Annotated in this window: 17 protein-coding genes; 4 read left to right on the forward strand and 13 right to left on the reverse strand. The window is 69.9% G+C overall.

Going from position 1 to position 17,351, the window contains the following annotated elements:
* Positions 1-7 precede the first annotated feature (7 nt).
* The 6 genes from GFK26_RS16265 to GFK26_RS16290 all read right to left on the reverse strand — a co-directional run bounded on the left by GFK26_RS16265 (position 8) and on the right by GFK26_RS16290 (position 4,997).
* The gene (locus GFK26_RS16265) at positions 8-997 is read right to left on the reverse strand and encodes a Bug family tripartite tricarboxylate transporter substrate binding protein (protein WP_153282856.1); all 990 of its coding nucleotides are present in this window, start codon (positions 995-997) and stop codon (positions 8-10) included.
* Between the two features lie 62 nt (positions 998-1,059).
* Positions 1,060-1,416, reverse strand: coding sequence for a cupin domain-containing protein (locus tag GFK26_RS16270; RefSeq protein WP_153282857.1), 357 nt, complete (start codon positions 1,414-1,416; stop codon positions 1,060-1,062).
* A 21-nt stretch (positions 1,417-1,437) separates the two neighbouring features.
* Positions 1,438-2,433 carry a quinone oxidoreductase family protein gene (locus GFK26_RS16275; RefSeq protein WP_153282858.1) on the reverse strand — a complete coding sequence of 332 codons (996 nt, stop codon included), beginning with the start codon at positions 2,431-2,433 and terminating at the stop codon, positions 1,438-1,440.
* Positions 2,430-3,338, reverse strand: a complete 909-nt coding sequence (locus GFK26_RS16280) for a 3-keto-5-aminohexanoate cleavage protein (protein WP_153282859.1) — start codon at positions 3,336-3,338, stop codon at positions 2,430-2,432. The genes GFK26_RS16275 and GFK26_RS16280 overlap by 4 nt, the downstream gene beginning before the upstream one ends.
* Positions 3,335-4,099 carry an SDR family NAD(P)-dependent oxidoreductase gene (locus tag GFK26_RS16285; RefSeq protein WP_153282860.1) on the reverse strand — a complete coding sequence of 255 codons (765 nt, stop codon included), beginning with the start codon at positions 4,097-4,099 and terminating at the stop codon, positions 3,335-3,337. The genes GFK26_RS16280 and GFK26_RS16285 overlap by 4 nt, the downstream gene beginning before the upstream one ends.
* A gap of 31 nt (positions 4,100-4,130) precedes the next feature.
* Positions 4,131-4,997 (reverse strand): dioxygenase, encoded by an 867-nt coding sequence (locus tag GFK26_RS16290; RefSeq protein WP_153282861.1) that lies wholly within the window; start codon positions 4,995-4,997, stop codon positions 4,131-4,133.
* Between the two features lie 130 nt (positions 4,998-5,127).
* Between GFK26_RS16290 and GFK26_RS16295 the strand changes: the two genes are divergently transcribed.
* On the forward strand, positions 5,128-6,159 hold the full coding sequence (locus GFK26_RS16295) for a LacI family DNA-binding transcriptional regulator (RefSeq protein ID WP_153282862.1): 1,032 nt from the start codon (positions 5,128-5,130) through the stop codon (positions 6,157-6,159).
* A 97-nt stretch (positions 6,160-6,256) separates the two neighbouring features.
* Positions 6,257-6,820 carry a thermonuclease family protein gene (locus GFK26_RS16300; protein WP_153282863.1) on the forward strand — a complete coding sequence of 188 codons (564 nt, stop codon included), beginning with the start codon at positions 6,257-6,259 and terminating at the stop codon, positions 6,818-6,820.
* Between the two features lie 30 nt (positions 6,821-6,850).
* Here GFK26_RS16300 and GFK26_RS16305 read toward each other — a convergent pair whose 3' ends face one another.
* Together GFK26_RS16305 and GFK26_RS16310 are read right to left on the reverse strand one after the other, a co-directional pair.
* Entirely contained in the window at positions 6,851-7,102 is a 252-nt protein-coding gene (locus GFK26_RS16305; protein ID WP_153282864.1) for a hypothetical protein, read from the reverse strand.
* Positions 7,103-7,121: 19 nt separating this feature from the next.
* Positions 7,122-8,468 carry an NAD(P)/FAD-dependent oxidoreductase gene (locus GFK26_RS16310; protein ID WP_153282865.1) on the reverse strand — a complete coding sequence of 449 codons (1,347 nt, stop codon included), beginning with the start codon at positions 8,466-8,468 and terminating at the stop codon, positions 7,122-7,124.
* 138 nt (positions 8,469-8,606) lie between these two features.
* Here GFK26_RS16310 and egtB point away from each other — a divergent pair, with 138 nt between their 5' ends.
* On the forward strand, positions 8,607-9,872 hold the full coding sequence (egtB, locus tag GFK26_RS16315) for an ergothioneine biosynthesis protein EgtB (protein WP_153282866.1): 1,266 nt from the start codon (positions 8,607-8,609) through the stop codon (positions 9,870-9,872).
* Between the two features lie 24 nt (positions 9,873-9,896).
* Positions 9,897-10,898, forward strand: coding sequence for an L-histidine N(alpha)-methyltransferase (egtD, locus tag GFK26_RS16320; protein ID WP_153282867.1), 1,002 nt, complete (start codon positions 9,897-9,899; stop codon positions 10,896-10,898).
* Between the two features lie 4 nt (positions 10,899-10,902).
* Here the strand turns inward: egtD and GFK26_RS16325 are convergent, their stop codons facing one another.
* From GFK26_RS16325 to torT, 5 genes are read right to left on the reverse strand one after another with little or no spacing between them, the layout of a single operon-like run.
* Positions 10,903-12,366: an NAD-dependent succinate-semialdehyde dehydrogenase gene (locus GFK26_RS16325; RefSeq protein WP_153282868.1), complete on the reverse strand. Its 1,464-nt coding sequence runs from the start codon at positions 12,364-12,366 to the stop codon at positions 10,903-10,905.
* Positions 12,367-12,378: 12 nt separating this feature from the next.
* Entirely contained in the window at positions 12,379-13,650 is a 1,272-nt protein-coding gene (gene gabT, locus GFK26_RS16330; RefSeq protein WP_153282869.1) for a 4-aminobutyrate--2-oxoglutarate transaminase, read from the reverse strand.
* Positions 13,651-13,686: 36 nt separating this feature from the next.
* Positions 13,687-14,733, reverse strand: coding sequence for an ABC transporter permease (locus GFK26_RS16335; RefSeq protein ID WP_153282870.1), 1,047 nt, complete (start codon positions 14,731-14,733; stop codon positions 13,687-13,689).
* Positions 14,730-16,238, reverse strand: a complete 1,509-nt coding sequence (locus GFK26_RS16340; RefSeq protein WP_228122036.1) for a sugar ABC transporter ATP-binding protein — start codon at positions 16,236-16,238, stop codon at positions 14,730-14,732. Before GFK26_RS16340 ends, GFK26_RS16335 begins: the two co-directional genes overlap by 4 nt.
* Positions 16,239-16,245: 7 nt before the next feature.
* Positions 16,246-17,328, reverse strand: a complete 1,083-nt coding sequence (torT, locus tag GFK26_RS16345) for a TMAO reductase system periplasmic protein TorT (protein ID WP_153282871.1) — start codon at positions 17,326-17,328, stop codon at positions 16,246-16,248.
* Positions 17,329-17,351 lie beyond the last annotated feature (23 nt).

Consider the following 17,351-nt stretch of genomic DNA (forward strand, 5'->3'; position numbering starts at 1 on the left):
CCCCCTGTCAGTCCACCTTGATGCCTGCGGCCTTGACCACTTGTTGGGCCTTCGCGGTCTCGTCGGCGATGAACTTGTTGAACTGCGCCGTGGGCATGGTGAAGGGTTCGGCGCCGAGCTTCTCCAGCCGGTCCTTCAACTCGGGCGACACCATGATCTTCGCGACCTCGGACTGCAGGCGCTCCACCACGGGCTGCGGCGTCCTGGCGGGCGCGAACAGGCCGACCCAGAACAGGTAGGCCGAGCCCGGCACGCCGGCCTCGACGGTGGTGGGTGCGTCGGGCAGGGCGGACGAGCGGCCGGCGGTGCCCACGGCCAGCGCCTTCAGCTTGCCGCTCTTGATCAGCGGCAGCGCCGACACCATCGGGGCGAAGAACCAGTCGACGCGTCCGGCCATCACCTCGGTCATGGCCTCGGGCGTGCCGCGAAACGGCACATGCTGCGCATCGACGCCCGCCGCGAGGCGGAACACCTCGGCATTCATGTGCGTGGCCGAGCCGTTGCCCGCGGAGCCGTAGTTCAGCCCGCCGGGCTTGGCCTTTGCCTTGGCCACGAGGTCTTTCACGTCGGTGAAGTGCGAAGGCGCGGTGACCAGCACATTGGGCAGGCTGGCCATCGGCGTCACGCCCGTGAAGTCTTTCAGCGTGTCGTACGACAGGCCCTTGTAGATCCACGGGTTCACGAGGTGGCCGGCCGAATGCACCAGCAGCGTGTAGCCGTCGGCCGGCGCCTTCGCGGCGATGGCCGCGCCCAGCGTGCCGCCCGCGCCGGGGCGGTTGTCGACGATCACGCTGGTGCCCAGTGCGGGCCCCAGCTTCTCGGCCACGAGGCGCGCGACGATGTCGGTGCCGCTGCCTGCGGTGAAGGGCACGACCAGCTTGATCGGTTGCGTGCCCGGCCAAGTGCCTTGTCCATGCGCGCCTCCGAGCGTGCAGGCCGCGAGTGCCGCCGCGATCGCGAGTGCCTGTCGGCGGCTCCAGGGGAATGTCTGCTTCATGCGTCTTGTCTCCGTTGATTTGTTGGTGCGAGCGATGAATGACTGACTGAGAAAGGAGAGCGCTAGGCGGGCGGTGCGGTCGGCATCACCAGCGCCACCAGCACCGGGCGGTTGCTTCGGTTCTCCAGCTGGCGCTTCTCGCCGGGCGCGAAGCGGCAGCTGTCGTAGGGCAGGAGCACGTCTTCCTGGTGCGCGCCCTCGAGTTCGCCGACGATGTGCAGCTCACCCTCGAGCACGAGGTACAGCTTTTCCATCGGCGAGCCGTCCAGGCCGGTGCGCCCGCCGGGCAGGATCTGGCTCATGCCCATCCACATCTGCGTGGAGGGGCCGGCTTCCTTGCCCTGCAGGCGCAGGCAGCGCATGTCGAAGTGGTTGGGCGCCTCGTAGTGCGGCGCCTCGCTGAAACGGGTCACATGCATGGCGACGTTCCTTCTCTCGGTTCAGGGGCGCAGCACGACGCGGTCGGTGCTGCCCGACAGCACCAGCCGGTAGGCATCGATCGCTTCGTCGAGTGCGAAGTGGCGTGCGACGGGAAAGGGTTTCAGCGTGCCGCGCTCGAAGCCCTCGCGCATCGCGTCGAGCTGCGCGGTGGAGGCGACGCAGTCCATCGCCAGCGAGTCGATGCCCACGTAGGTGTGCATGCCGCGGTAGAACGCGAAGATGTCGAAGGGCACCGCGCGGTCGTGCGTGGCGATGAAGATCTGCGTGGCCCCCTTGGCCATCGCCTTGTTGGCGGCCTCGAAGTAGGCGCTGCCCACGGTGTTGTAGACGATGTGCGCGCCGCGCCCGTCGGTGAGTTCGCGCACCTGCGCGCCCACGTCGGCATGCTGGCGCGCATCGACCACATCGACCGGCGCGCTTGCAAACCCCGCGAAGGGCCCCGGGCCGCGCTGCACCGCGATCACGCGCGCACCGGCCTGCGCGGCGAGCTGCACCGCCGCCTGCCCGACCTTGCCGTTGGCACCCAGCACCAGCACCGTCTGGCCCGCCTGCGGCATGCCGCTGCGGCGAAAGCCCTCGTAGGCGGTGACGAAGGGCACGCCCACCGCACCGGCCTCGTCCATCGAGATGCCCTTCGGTTTGGCGCGCAGGGCCGCTTCGGGCAGCACGAGGTAGCGTGCATGCGAGCCGTCGCGTGTGATGCCGACGTCGCCGCCCGAGCCGTAGACCTCGCGGCCGATCCATTCCGTGGGGCCGCTCACGACGGTGCCTGCGAAGTCGCGGCCCGGCGTGCGCGGCCAGACGGCCTGCGGCATGAGGCCCAGCGCGGCCTTCACGTCGCTCGGGTTCACGGCAGCGGCGGCCACGCGCACCACGGCATGGCCGGGCGGCGCGGCGGGCTCGGGCTGCGGCGCGGCGTCCAGGTGCAGCGCCTCGAGGTTGGCGGCCTTGCCGTTCACGCGCAGTGCGCGGGGCTCGTGAAGGATGGCGCTCATCGTGCGGCTCCTTGAACGGTGCGGGTGTCGGCCAGTCCCAGCATCGCGCGGGCCTCGCGCGGGTTGGCGACGTCGCCGCCCAGGCTGCGCAGGATGTCGTGCGCCTTCGCCACGAGCTGCGCGTTGCTCTCGGCCAGCACGCCTTTCTCGAGGTAGATGTTGTCTTCCATGCCCACGCGCACGTGGCCGCCCAGCAGCCACGACTGCGCGACGATCGGGAACTCCGTGCGGCCGATGCCGAAGGCGCTCCAGAAGGCGCCGCGCGGCAGCAGGTTGCGTGCGTAGAGCAGCGTCTCGGGCGTGGGCGCAAAGCCGTACTTCACGCCGAGCACGAAGGTCCACATGGCGGGGCCGTCGAGCGTGCCGTCGGCGATGAGGTCGAGCGCCAGGTGGATGTCGCCCGAGTCGAAGATCTCCAACTCGGGCTTCACGCCGGCCTCGCGCATCACCTTGGCCATGCGGCGCACGTTCTTCGGCGTGTTGATCACCACGTCGGGGCCGGAGTTCATGGTGTTGAGGTCGAGCGAACACACGTCGGGCTTGATCAGGGCGATGTGTTCCACGCGCTTCTCGGGCGGCAGCAGCGTGGTGCCGGGTGCGGCGATCTTCGGATCGTCCTCGCTCGGAATGAAGCGCCCGCCCGGCCCGGTCGTGAGGTTCACGATGAGCTCGCGGTTCTCGCGGCGGATGCGGTCGACCACCTCGCGGTACAGCTCGATCTCCATCGAAGGCTTGCCGGTCTCGGGGTGGCGCACGTGGATGTGCACCTGGCCCGCGCCGGCTTCGGCGGCGGCCAGGCATTCGTCGGCAATCTGCACCGGCGTGATCGGCAGGTGCGGCGTCTGCTCGGGCTTCACGAGGTTGCCCGTGACCGCGCAGGTGATGAGCGTCTTTGGGTTGTTCACAGGTGGCGCCCTCCGTCGACCACGATGCGCGTGCCGGTGACGAAGCGCAGCGTGGTGGCGAGCGCTTCGACGGTGGCGGCCACGTCGTCGGGTTTGCCGATGCGCCCCAGCGGCGTGGTGTTGGCCATCTTGTTCGCGAACTCGGCGCCGCGGCCGGGCACGAAGCCCGACTCGACCGCGCCCGGCGACACCGACACCACGCGCACCGCGGGCGCCAGCGCCTTGGCCAGCGCGTCGCCCACCACGTCGAGCCCGGCCTTGGCCGCGACATACGCGAGGTTGCTGCCCACGCCCGTGAAGCCGGCGATGGACGAGATGTTGACCACCAGCCCATCGCCGGTCGCCTTGAGCATCGGCGCGAAGGCGCGGATGGTGGCGAACACGCCGCGGAAGTTGGCGCGCAGCAAGTCGTCGATGAGTTCGTCGGTCAGCGCGTCGAGGTCGCCGGCCGCAATGGGCTGCGTGTGGCCCGCGCTGTTGACCAGGATGTCGCAGCGCCCGTGCATGGCCTTCACCTCGGCGGCGGCGGCCTGCAGGCTCGGTGTGTCGACGATGTCGGCGCGGGTCGCGCCGTGGTGCTGGCCGCTGTCCGAGGGCAGCGCGGCGGCGCGCGCGGCACCGTCGTTGCCGCTGCGGTGCAGCAGCACGCAGGTGGCGCCCAGCGCGGCCAGCCGCGTGGCCGTGGCGTAGCCGATGGCGCCGAGGCCGCCGGTGATGACGGCGACCTTGCCGTGGAGTTGGGATTGAGGGTCGAAGCTCATGGGATGAAGAGGCGTTGTGGAATGGGGGAGGTCAGGGGATGGGCGGACGGGGGAACTTCATCTCGCCGGGCTCGAGCTGAAAGTCGTACTGCAGCGTGGCGCTCTGGCCATCGGGCGCGAGCGCGAAGCGGCCGATCAGTTGCCGCGTCACGCCGAAGGTCGGGTCGCTTTCCAGGTTCTCGTCGTCGTCGGCGAACACCTGCGTGATCAGCACCTTGTGGCCCGGCTTGCTCAGCATGAAGTGCAGGTGCGCGGGACGGTTCGGGTGGCGCTGCTGCGCGCGCAGCAGCACGCCGCAGGGTCCGTCGGTGGGCACCGGGTAGCCGGCGGGGCGCACGCTGCGGAAATGAAAGCGGCCTTGCGCGTCGGTGGTGAAACGTCCGCGCAGGTTCATGTCGTCCTGTTCCGGGTCCTGGTTCTCGTAGAGCCCGACCGGCGAGGCCTGCCACACGTCGACCGTGACGCCGGCCATCGGCTGCCCGCTCACATTGCGCACCGTGCCGGTCACCTCGAGCGGCGTGCCGGGCGTGCCCGAGCGCGCGATGCTCTCGCCCGCCGCGCAGGCCGGCGAGTTGGCGCGCCAGAAGGGGCCGAGCAGGGCGGCCGGCGATTCGCCGTGCGGGTCCTGGTTGTTCTGCAGCGCAACCACGGTCGACACGCCGAGGATGTCGGCCGCCAGCACCACCTCGTTCTTGGTCTCGCCGGTGGCGTGGCCAATGGCGACGATGAATTCGAGCGCCTGCTCGAACTCTTCCTCGGTGAGCTTCACCTCCTGGACGAAGGCATGCAGGTGGCGCGTGAGCGCGTCCATCACGGTGCGCAGCCGCGGGTCGGGTGTGTGTTGCATGGCGTCGAGCGCGAAGCCGAGCACTGAATCGGGGGAGGTGGCGATGTTCATGGCGGGTCTTTGCAATCGTTTGCACGATACTAAGTCAAATTCCGGAAAAGTAAAATGGTGGGTATCCGAGATGCCAGAATGGGAATTTGCCCGCCATGGCCCTCCGGATGTCTAACAATCGTTTGCATCAATGAGCGCCCCATCGTCTTCCAGCCCTGTCACCATCCGCGACGTCGCCCGCGCCGCCGGCGTGCACGTGTCGACCGTGTCGCGCGCGCTGAGCCCCGAGAAGCGCTCGCTGATCAGCGACGAGGTGCTGCGCGTGGTCGAAGAGGCCGCGCAGCGCCTGGGCTACCGGCCCAACCGTGCGGCCTCGGCGCTGCGCACGGGCCGCACCCACACCATCGGCGTGCTGGTGCCCGACATCACCAACGCGGTGTTCCCGCCGATCCTGCAAGGCATCGAGGCCAGCGCGGCCGCGCGCGGCTACTTCGTGTTCGTCACCAACGTGGTCGATCCGGCGCTCGCGCGGCCGGTGCTCGAACGCATGCTGGCGCAGCGCGTGGACGGCGTGATCCTGGCCACCGCCACGCGCGACGATCCGCTGGTCGACTTCGTCGCCAAGGCCGGCATGAAGTCCGTGCTGGTCAACCGCGCCGACGAAACCGGCCGCCTGCCCGCCGTGGTGAGCGACGACCGGCTGGCCATGAAGCTCGCGGTCGATCACCTCGTGGGCCTGGGCCACAAGCGCATCGCGCACCTTGCGGGGCCGCAGACCATCCCGACCGGCGTGGGTCGCCTGCTGGGCGTGGAGCAGGCCTTGCGCGACCATCGCATGAAGCCGGCCCGCATCGTCGAGTGCGCGAGCTACAGCCGCGAGGCGGGGGCGGTCGCGATGAAGCAGATGCTTGCGGCCGGTGCCGCGCCGCAGGCCGTGGTCTGTTGCAACGACCTCGTGGCACTGGGCGCCTACGACGCGCTGCGCGAGGCCGGCCTGCGCGTGCCGAAAGACATCTCCGTCACCGGCCACAACGACATGCCGCTGGTCGACATGGTCGATCCGCCGCTCACCACCATCCGCCTGCCGCACCGAGAACTCGGCTGGCGCGCGGCCGAGATGCTGTTCGACGAGATCGACGGGCAGGCGCTGTCAGCCTCCACCGTGGTGCTGCGGCCGGAGCTGGTGGTGCGCAAGTCGACCGGCGCGCCCGCCACGCGCTGACGCGAAGACGAAAACAAATGCATCCGAAGGGCGGAGCGCGCACTTCGCGCCGAGAATCGTCGGCCATTCCCGGCCCCGTGTTCCGTTCCCTTTCCGCATGCGCTTTCGCCCCGTCTTCCTGCTTCTGTCCCTCGGTCTTTCCCTCCCGCTGCTGACCCACGCGGCGTCGCCGCGCACCTGCCTCGTCGTCGGCGTGAGCGATGGCGACACGCTCACCGCGCGCTGCGGCCGCAGTGGCGCGTACGAGCAGGTCAAGGTGCGCATCGCCGCCATCGACGCGCCCGAGAAAGCGCAACCCTACGGCCAGCGCAGCCGCCAGGCGCTGAGCCGCCTGTGCTACGCCGAGAAGGCCGTCATCACCGAGCGCGACACCGACCGTTACGGCCGTACGGTGGCCGATGTGCGCTGCAACGGCGAAGACGCCGGCCGCCGCATGGTGGCCGAGGGCTGGGCCTGGGTGTACGACTACCACGGCATCGCGAAGAAGCGCGGCGGCGACCTGTTTCGCCTCGAGGCCGCGGCGCGCGCGCAGCACCTGGGCCTGTGGGCCGACACGGCGCCGACGCCGCCGTGGGACTGGCGGCGCGAACGGCGGGAGCAGCCGCGCAACGGTGGCGGTTCGCAGCCGTGGGGCGACGTGCGCTTCGAACCCTTGTCCTGAGCGCCTGACGGCACCTCGCGATTCAAAAGGTCAGCAGTGGCCCGAGTACCAGCAGCGCACTTCGGGCATGAGCAGGCCCCAGACGAAGCTGATGGCGCACACGACCAGCATCAGCAGCGCGAACATGCGCAGGCCCTCGGCGCCCCAGCGTGGCGCGAAGATGTTGACGAGAAAACCCGAGAGAAACCTGCCTTCGAGCCAGGCGGCGCCGCCCCAGCGCAGGATCCAGAGCCAGAACAGCGCATCGAGCGCATGAAACACGACCCACCAGAGCAACGTCATCGCGCGGCGTTGCTGTGACTCAGGACTCGCTGCGGCCCTGCACGTCGGCCACCACGCGCGCGTTGCGCTGGAAGCTCCAGTAGGCGCTGGCCCAGTCCCACATCACGACGACGCGGTTGCGAAAGCCGATCAGGAAGTACGCGTGCGCGAACAGCCAGAACAGCCACGCGAAGCGGCCGCTGAAGCGCAGCGGCCCGAAGGGCGTGCCCAGGTCGACCACGGCCGAGTTGCGCCCGATGGTGGCCAGGTTGCCGTAGTCGGCGTAGCGGAACGGCACGGTGGGCTGGCCCGCCAGTCGGCGCAGGATGTTTGCCGCCGCTGCGCGGCCCGCCTGCTTGGCGCCGGGCGACACGCCGGGCACCGGCTTGGGCGGCTTGCCGGGCGCGTGGCTCATGGCGGCAGCCAGGTCGCCCACCACGCTGATCTCGGGATGGCCCGCCAAGCTCAGGTCGGGCTCGACCTTGATGCGCCCCGCGCGGTCGCACTCGACGCCCGTGGCGTTGCCGAGCAGCCGGCCCAGCGGCGAGGCCGCGACACCGGCCGCCCACACCACGCAGCTGCTGGGAATGCGGTAGCTCTGCAGCGGCGCGCCGTCGGGGCCGCCGCCGGTCTGCACTTCGAGGCCGGCGTTGTCGATGGCGGTGACGCGCGCGTTCAGCCGCACTTCGACGCCGAGCCGTTCCAGTTGTTCGAGCGCCTTCTGGCTCAGGCTTTCGGGCATGGCCTGCAGCACGCGCGGGCCGCCCTCGACCAGCAGCACCTGCGCGCTGCCGGGGTCGATGCGGCGGAACTCGCCCGAAAGCGTGTGCTTGGCGATCTCGGCCAGCGTGCCGGCCATCTCGACGCCGGTCGGGCCGGCGCCGATCACCACGAAGGTGAGCAGGGCGCGGCGGCGCTCGGGGTCGGTGGTGGTCTCGGCCGTCTCGAAGGACATCAGCACGCGGCGGCGGATCTCGAAGGCGTCGGCCAGCGTCTTCAGGCCCGGCGCGGCGGGCGCCCACTCGTCGTGCCCGAAATAGCTGTGCGTGGCGCCGGCCGCAACGATCAGGTGGTCGTAGGCCACGTGGCTGCCGTCGGCCAGCTGGATGCTGCGCGCGGCCGGGTCGATGCCCGTCACCTCGGCCAGCAGCGTGGTCACGTTGGCCTGCTTGCGGAACAGGGCGCGCACCGGCGCCGCGATCGACGGCGCCGCGAGCCCGGCGGTTGCCACCTGGTAGAGCAGGGGCTGGAACAGGTGGTGGTTGGTCTTGTCGATCACCGTCACATCGACGTCGGCCCGCTGCAGCTTGCGCGCGGCTTCGAGCCCGCCGAAACCGCAGCCGATGATGACAACGTGGGGCCTGGCCGAAGGAGAGGGGGTTTGCATCGTCCGAATCATACGCAGCGGTCCGGGGCGCCAGCCCGAAGGACAGGCTCTTGCGGCGGCGAGGCGGCGGCGTCTTGTCCTACGTGGCCCTGTCACCGGTATGGGCTACAACTTCCCGTTGACCCGACTGGAGACTTCATGACGTTTTCCCGGCCGATCGCCCCCGTGGCGAACGCCTTGCGCGAGCGATTCCGCACGGTGCGTGCCGCCAGCCTGGCGCTCGCCGCACCGCTGTCCGCCGAGGACCAGTGCATCCAGTCGATGCCCGACGCCAGCCCGACCAAGTGGCATCTGGCGCACACGACGTGGTTCTTCGAGACCGTGCTGCTGCAGCCGCATGCGCCGGACTATCGGCCCTTCGATGCGCGCTTTCATTACCTCTTCAATTCGTACTACGAGGCGCTCGGGCCGCGCCACCCGAGGCCGCAGCGCGGGCTGCTCACGCGGCCGTCGCTCGACGAGGTGCATGCCTACCGCCGCCACGTCGACGAGGCGGTGCTCGCGCTGCTCGCGGCGCCCGGGAAGCTCGACTGGGCGGCCATCGAGCCGATCGTCGCGCTCGGCCTGAACCACGAGGAGCAGCACCAGGAGCTGCTGCTCACCGACATCCTGCATGCGCTGTCGTGCAACCCGCTGCTGCCGGCCTACAAGCCCGCGAGTGGCCCCGCGCTGCGGCTGGCCGCCGTGCCGGCCGAGGTGCGCTGGCTGGCGCAGCCGGGTGGCACGGTCGAGGTCGGCCATGCGGGCGATGGCTTCTGCTTCGACAACGAGACGCCGCGCCACGCCGCCTTGCTGCGCCCCTACGCCATCGCCGACCGGCTGGTGAACTGCGGCGACTACGCCCAGTTCATTGCCGACGGCGGCTACCGGCGGCCCGAGCTGTGGCTGTCCGACGGCTGGGCCACGGTGCAGGCGCAGGGTTGGCGCCATCCGGCCTACTGGCTCGAAGCCGACGACCCGCGCATCGCCACCTTGGGTGCGGGCAGCGGCCATGCCGCGCCCAGTGGCTGGCAGGTGTTCGGCCTGCACGGTGTGCGCCCGATGGAGGCCGATGCGCCCGTGGCGCAACTGAGCTTCTACGAGGCCGCCGCGTACGCCGAATGGGCCGGCGCGCGGCTGCCCACCGAATTCGAATGGGAGGCCGCCTTCGACGCGCCCGGCATCACGCAGATGAACGGCCACGTCTGGCAGTGGACGCGTTCGTCGTACGACCCGTACCCCGGTTTTCGTCCGCTGCCCGGCATCGCGGCCGAATACAACGGCAAGTTCATGGTGGGGCAGCTGGTGCTGCGCGGCGGCAGCGTGGCCACGCCGGCCGGCCATGCGCGGCCGAGCTACCGCAATTTCTTTCCGCCAGCGGCACGCTGGCAGTTCTCGGGGCTGCGGCTCGCGAAAGACCTTTGACCGACCTCGATGGAGCCGAGCACCATGCGCAATCCCACGACCTCTTCGTTCGCCCTCGCCAGCCACCTGCAACGCGAGGAAGAAACCCCCGCGCCCGACACCGCCCCGTGGTCCGAGTTCGGCCGCGCCATGCAGGCGGGCCTGGCGCGCACGCCGCGCCACATCTCGCCCAAGTTCTTCTATGACGTGGCCGGTTCGCAGCTGTTCGACCGCATCTGCGAGCTGCCCGAGTACTACCCCACGCGCACCGAGCTGGGCATCCTCGGCGCCTGCGCCGGCGAGATCGCCGCGCAGATCGGGCCGAACGCCGAGATCGTCGAGTTCGGCGCGGGCTCGCTCACCAAGGTGCGGCTGCTGCTCGACGCGCTCGAATCACCGAAGCGCTATCTGCCGATCGACATTTCGGGCGAACACCTCGAGGCCGCGGCGGCGCGCCTGAAAGCCGACTACCCGGCGCTCGCGGTGCAGCCCATCGCGGCCGACTACACCATGCCGCTCGTGTTGCCCGCGCCCATGGCCGGGGCGGGCCGGCGCGTGGGCTTCTTTCCGGGCTCGACCATCGGCAACTTCGAGCCCGATGAGGCGCTCGCGTTCCTGCAGCTCGCGGCGCGCATGCTGCGCGGCGGCGGCCTGCTGATCGGTGTCGACCTGGTGAAAGACCCCGACCGGCTGCACGCGGCCTACAACGATGCGCAGGGCGTGACGGCGGCGTTCAACCTCAACCTGCTGCGGCGTGCGAACGCGGAGCTGTCGGCCGACTTCGACCTCGACGGGTTCTCGCACGCGGCCTTCTACAACGCGCCGATGCGCCGCATCGAGATGCACCTCGTGAGCCGGCGCGCGCAGAGCGTGCAGATGCGCGGCGAGCGCTTCTCGTTCGAGGAAGGCGAGACGATCCACACCGAGTACTCGCACAAGTTCACCGTCGAGGGCCTGCAGGGGCTCGCGGTGCGCGCGGGCTTCCGCGTCGGGGCGGTGTGGACCGACCCCGAGCGGCTGTTCAGCGTGCACTGGCTGGTGAGCTGACCGGCTACGTATCCAGCCCCGCAAGGCACACGTACTTCACTTCGAGGAAGTCGTCGAGCCCGTACTTCGAGCCTTCGCGCCCCAGCCCCGATTGCTTGACGCCGCCGAACGGCGCTTCGGCCGTGGACACCAGCCCGGTGTTCACGCCGACGATGCCCGATTCGAGCGCTTCGGCGACGCGCATGATGCGGCCGATGTCGCGGCTGTAGAAGTACGCGGCCAAGCCGAACTCGGTGTCGTTGGCCGCGGCGATGGCCTCGGCCTCGGTGTCGAACGCGAAGATCGGCGCCAGCGGGCCGAAGGTTTCTTCGCGTGCGAACAGCATGTCGGGCGTGGCGCCGCCGATCACGGTCGGCTCGTAGAACAGGCCGCCCAGCGCATGGCGCTTGCCGCCTGCGAGCACCGTGCCGCCCTTGGCGACGGCGTCGGCCACGTGCTCCTCGATCTTCTCGACGGCCTTGGCGTCGATCAGCGGGCCCTGGTTCACGCCGGCTTCGGTGCCGTTGCCGACCTTCAGTGCGTTGACCTTGGCCACGAGTTTCTGCGTGAAGGCCTCGAGCACGCCGCGCTGCACGTACAAGCGGTTCGCGCACACGCAGGTCTGGCCGGTGTTGCGGTACTTGGAGACCATCGCGCCTTCGACGGCCGCATCGACATCGGCATCGTCGAACACGATGAAGGGCGCGTTGCCGCCGAGTTCGAGCGACAGCTTCTTGATGGTGTCGGCCGACTGCTTCATGAGCGTGCGGCCCACCTCGGTCGAGCCGGTGAAGGTGAGCTTGCGCACGATGGGGCTGCGCGTCATCTCGCCGCCGATCTGGCTGGCCGAGCCGGTGAGCACCGACAGCAGCCCCTTCGGCACGCCCGCGCGCTCGGCGAGCACGGCAAAGGCCAGCGCCGAGAACGGCGTCTGCGTGGCCGGCTTCACCACCATCGCGCAGCCGGCCGCGAGCGCGGGCCCGGCCTTGCGGGTGAGCATGGCGGTGGGGAAGTTCCAGGGCGTGATGGCCGCGGTGACGCCCACGGGCTGCTTGAGCGCGAGGATGCGGCGGTCGGCCTGCGGCGCGGGAATGGTGTCGCCATACACGCGCCGCGCTTCTTCGGCGAACCACTCGATGAACGAGGCGGCGTAGGCGATCTCGCCGCGGCTCTCGGCCAGGGGCTTGCCCTGCTCGGTGGTCATGATCAGCGCGAGGTCGTCCACGTTCGCGAGCATCAGGTCGTTGAGCTTGCGCAGGATGGCCGAGCGTTCCTTGGCGGGCACCTTGGCCCAGGCCTTCTGCGCCTTTTCGGCGGCGGCGATGGCGCGCACGGTTTCTTCGGTGCCGCACATCGGCACGGTGCCGATCTGTTCACCGGTGGCGGGGTTGGTGACGGCGACGGTGGTGCCGTTGTCGGCATTCACCCAGGCGCCGGCAATGCAGGCCTGCTCGCGCAGCAGGGTCGGGTCTTGGAGCTTCAATGGCATGGCGGGTGTGTCTCAGGCTTGCAGCACGGCGGCGAGGATGTCGAGGCCTTCGCCGAGCACCGCGTCTTCGATGGTCAGGGGGAACAGGAAGCGGACCACATTGGCGTGCACGCCGCAAGTCAGCAGCAGCAAACCCGCGTCGCGCGCCCGGGTTTGCACCTGCTTCGTGAACGCGGCATCGGGCGAGCCGTCGGCCCCCGCGAACTCGACCGCCACCATCGCGCCCAGGCCGCGCACATCCGAAATCTGCGGCACCTTCGCGCGCAGCCCTTCGAGGCGCGCCTTGAGCCGGTCGCCCAGCAGTTGCGCGCGCTCGCACAGCCGCTCGGCTTCGATCACGTCGAGCACCGCATGCGCTGCCGCAATGGCCAGTGCGTTGGCGGCGTAGGTGCCGCCGAGCCCGCCGGGCGCGGGCGCGTCCATGATCTCAGCGCGCCCGCACACAGCCGACAGCGGCGTGCCGCCGGCCAGGCTCTTGGCCATGGTCATGAGGTCGGGCACCACGTCGTAGTGGTCCATGGCGAACCACTTGCCGGTGCGCGCGAAGCCGGTCTGGATCTCGTCGGCGATCAGCAGGATGCCGTGGCGGTCGCAGATCTCGCGCAGCGCGCGCATGAACTCGGGCGGCGCGGCATAGAAGCCGCCTTCGCCCTGCACGGGCTCCAGGATGATGGCGGCCACCTGCTCGGGCTCGATGTCGGCCTTGAACAGCTGCTCGATGGCGCGCAGCGAATCGTCCACCGACACGCCGTGCAGTGCGATCGGCGCGGGCACATGGAAGATGCTGCCGGGGAAGGGGCCGAAGCCGGTCTTGTACGGCACCACCTTGCCCGTGAGCGCCATGCCCATGAAGGTGCGGCCGTGAAAGCCGCCGCCCAGCGCGATCACGCCGGGCCGGCGCGTGGCGGCGCGCGCGATCTTGATGGCGTTCTCGACCGCTTCGGCGCCGGTCGTGAAGAAGGCGGTCTTCTTGGCGTGGGTGCCGGGCGTCAGGCGGTTCAGGCGCTCGGCCAGCGACACCACGCTTTCGTACGGCACCACCTGGTAGGCCGTGTGGGTGAAGCGATCGAGCTGCGCGCGAATGGCCTCGACCACGCGCGGATGCCGGTGGCCGGTGTTGAGCACCGCGATGCCCGAGCCGAAGTCGATGTAGCGCCGGCCTTCGACGTCCCACAGCTCGGCGTTGAGCGCGCGCTCCGCGTAGATGGGAAAGCCGATGCCGATGCCACGCGGCGTGGCGGCGATGCGGCGCGCGTCGATGGCGGCGTTGGTCTTGGATGTCATGCGAGGTTCCTTCGTTTGCTTGTGTTTGAGGGGCGCTCAGTGGCTGCCCGGTGCCACCATGCGATGGCGGATCTGGTCGGCGACCACGGCCACGATCAGCAGGGCGCCCAGCACCACCATCTGCAGGTACGAGCCGACGCTGGCCAGGTTCATGCCGTTCTGCACCAGGCCGATGAAGATCGCGCCCATCACCACGTTGGGCACGCGACCGATGCCGCCGCGCAGGCTCACGCCCGCGATCACGCAGGCGGCAATCGATTCGAGCGCCACGGTGCCGCCGAGGTTGGCCTCGCCGGTTTCCACGCGCGCGGTCAGCAGCAGGCCGCTCACCGCTGCGAGGCCCGCGCACAGCAGGTAGGCCATGAGCAGCACACGGCGGGTGTCGATGCCCGACAGCGCCGCGGCCTTGGCATTGCCGCCCACGGCGAGCAGGTGCGTACCGGTCGGCAGGCGGCCCATGAGCACGCCCATGCCGACCACGCACACGGCCGTGACGAGGATCGGCACCGGCACGCCGAGCACGGTGCCGAAACCGAACAGCTCGCTGAACTCCGCCGGCATGCCCGACACCGGCACGCCGCCCGTGAGGAACAGCGCAAAGCCGAAGCCGATCGACTGCACGCCCAGCGTCACGATGAAGGGCGACACGCCGATCACCGCCACGCCGAAACCGTTGACGAGGCCCACCACCAGTCCGGCGAGCATGCCGCAGGCGCAGCCCACGAGCACCACCATCCAGGCCGCATCGGGAAAGGCCACGCCCAGCGCCTGCATGGCGAGCGCGGAGACCACCGAGGTGATCGCCATCACGGTGCCCACCGAGAGGTCGAAGCCGCCCGTGACCAGCGCCAGCATCTGGCCCATCGACACGAGGATGAGGTAGACCGACTGGCGCAGCAGGTTCACGAGGTTCTGCGCCGTGAGGAACTGGTCGGACAGCGTGGCGAACACCACGCAGGCGATCACCAGCATGAAGGGCAGCACGCCCAGGCGCAGGAAGAGGCTGCGCAGCAGGCCGAGGGCACGCCCGGCCAGGCTGGGCGTGGGGGCCGTCGGGGCGGCGATGAGGGAAGGCGAAGTCATGGGGAGGGGGTCTCGCTGGGGCCGAAAAACAGGTTGAGCACGGCGGTTTCCTGGATGGCGTCGCCGTGCAGCTCGCCGGCGATTTCGCCGCGGCACATCACGTACACGCGGTGACTCAGGTGCAGCACCTCGGGCAGGTCGGACGAGATCACGACCACCGCGGCGCCGCCTTCGCAGAGCTTGCGGATCACCTCGTACAGCGCGCTGCGGGTGCCGACGTCCACGCCGACCGTGGGCTCGTCGAACACGTAGAGCGCGGCGTCGCGCGTCATGCCCTTGCCGAACAGCACCTTCTGCTGGTTGCCGCCCGAGAGCAGGCCCACGGGCCGTTCGAGGTTGCGCGGCGCGAGTTCGACGCGCTCGGCGGCCGTCGTCGAAAGCCGCCGCCCGAGGCGCTTGCGCAGCCAGCCGCCGCGACCGCGCAGCGGCCCGTGCACCAGCGGCAGGGTGATGTTGGCGCGCGACGTGAAGCCGAGCACCAGCCCTTCGCCCTTGCGGTCGGGCGGCAGGTAGAACAGGCCGTCGTCGAGCAGCTGGCGCACCGTCGCGCCGGTGCGCGGCTGGCCCTTGAACAGCACGCGGCCTTCGCTCACGGGGTCGAGCCCGTAGATCGCGCGGAACAGCTCCGACTTGCCGCAGCCCACGAGGCCCGCGAGCCCGACCACTTCGCCGCGCCGCACCGTGAGGCTGGCGTGGCGCACGCCGTTCGGCGAGGCCAGTCCTTCGACCTGCAGCACCACCTCGCCGGGGTTCGCCGTGATGCGCGGGTAGATGTTGTCGATGGCCCGCCCGCTCATGAGCTCGATGAGCCGGTCGGCGCTGGTCGCATGGGCCTCGACGGTCGTGACCTTGCGCCCGTCGCGCAGCACGGTGATGCGATCGGCGATCTGCGCGATCTCCTGCATGCGGTGCGAGATGTAGACGATGCCCACGCCGCGCGCCTTCAGCCGCGCCACCAGTTCGAACAGGCGCTGCGTCTCGGTGTCGGTCAGCGAGGCCGTGGGCTCGTCGAGGATCAGCACCGACACCTCGCCGCGCAGGCCCTTGGCGATTTCCACCATCTGCTGCTGCGCGCGCGTGAGGCCCGCCACGGGCGCGTCGACGTCGATCTCGAAGCCCAGGTCGGCCAGCATCGTGCGGGCGCGCTCGCGCACCGCCGCACGGTCGAGCAGGCCGCCCTTGCACGGCTCTTCGCCCAGGCTCAGGTTCTGCGCCACCGACAGCGTGGGAATCAGCGAGAACTCCTGGAACACCGCGCTGATGCCGTGGCGCCGCGCGTCGTGCACGTTGGCGAACTTCACCGGCGCGCCGTGCATGCGGATCTCGCCCGCCGTCGGCACGTTGGCACCGGCCAGCAGCGAGATCAGCGTCGACTTGCCGGCGCCGTTCTCGCCGAACAGCACGTGCACCTCGCCGGCGCGCAGCTCGAAGTCCATGGCATCGAGCGCCAGCACGCCGGGGTAGCGTTTGCCCAGGCCAAGGGTCTGCATCAGCACAGGTGCCATGGCGGGCTTACTTGACCTCGAACACCGGCTTGAAGCCGGTCGGCGGCAGGATGTCGGCCTGCTTCACGCTCTTGATGTTGCTGCTGTCGACCACGAAGATCTTCGGGCCGACGTGCTTCACCACGTCCTTGTTCTCCAGCAGGCGCACGGCCTGGTCGACCGCGATCCGGCCCTGGATCACCATCGAGTCGGCCGGCGAGGCCACGATGCGGCCCTTCTGGATGCCCTCGTAGACGCCCGGCGTCATGTAGAACGAGAGCACCTGCACCTTCTTGTCGAGGTTGCGCGCGCGCAGGATGCCGGTGGCGGCCTCGGCCGTCACGGCGGTGCCGGCCACATAGGCCAAATCGGGGTTGCCCTGCAGCACGTCTTCGACCAGCTTGGCCTGCGCCTCCTTGCCGGTGTCGCCGTACTTCGGGTCGAGCACCGTCACGGCGCTGCCCTTGATCGCTTCCATGAAGCCCTTGTGCGCGGCCTCGACCCAGCCTGCGCCGGCCGGGCCGGGGAACCAGCCGACCTTCACCGGCGGCGAACCCGCGGGGTGCTTCTTGGCGAGGTACTCGCCGGTCGACTGGCCCATCGTGTAGAACGACACCAGCGACTTGGCCGACAGGTCGGGCGAGCTGATGCCGTTGACCAGGTCGATCACCGGCACCTTCTTGGCGGCCGTGGCCTTGATGACGTTGTTCAGCCCGTCGCCCGAGATCGCGCCGATGATCACCGCGTTGGCGCCGCGCGCCACGCAGTCCTCGATCTGCGAGACCTGCTTGCCCAGGTTGGTGTAGCCGCCCGCGTCGACCACCTGCAGCTTCACGCCCAGGCGGCGCGCCTCTTCGATCACGCCGTAGTCCACGCCGAGCCAGTAGGCGTCCTTCATGTGCGGGAACGACACGCAGATGTCCCACTTCTTCGACGCCTTGGCCAGCGGCGTGTAGTCGATGGGTTTCTTCGTGCCCTCGGCCGAGAAGGCGGGCTCGGTGGCCTCGGCCTTGTAGGGAAACCAGTCGGCGGCCGAGGCCGGGGCATGCCACGCCAGGGCGGTGGCCAGCGAAGCGGCGATCAATGAAACGCGCAGGGGCGAGCTGTTCATGAAGAACTCCTTGGGTGACAGCG

This window comes from Variovorax paradoxus (genome assembly GCF_009498455.1).
In the GTDB taxonomy this organism is placed as follows: Bacteria; Pseudomonadota; Gammaproteobacteria; order Burkholderiales; family Burkholderiaceae_C; genus Variovorax; species Variovorax paradoxus_H.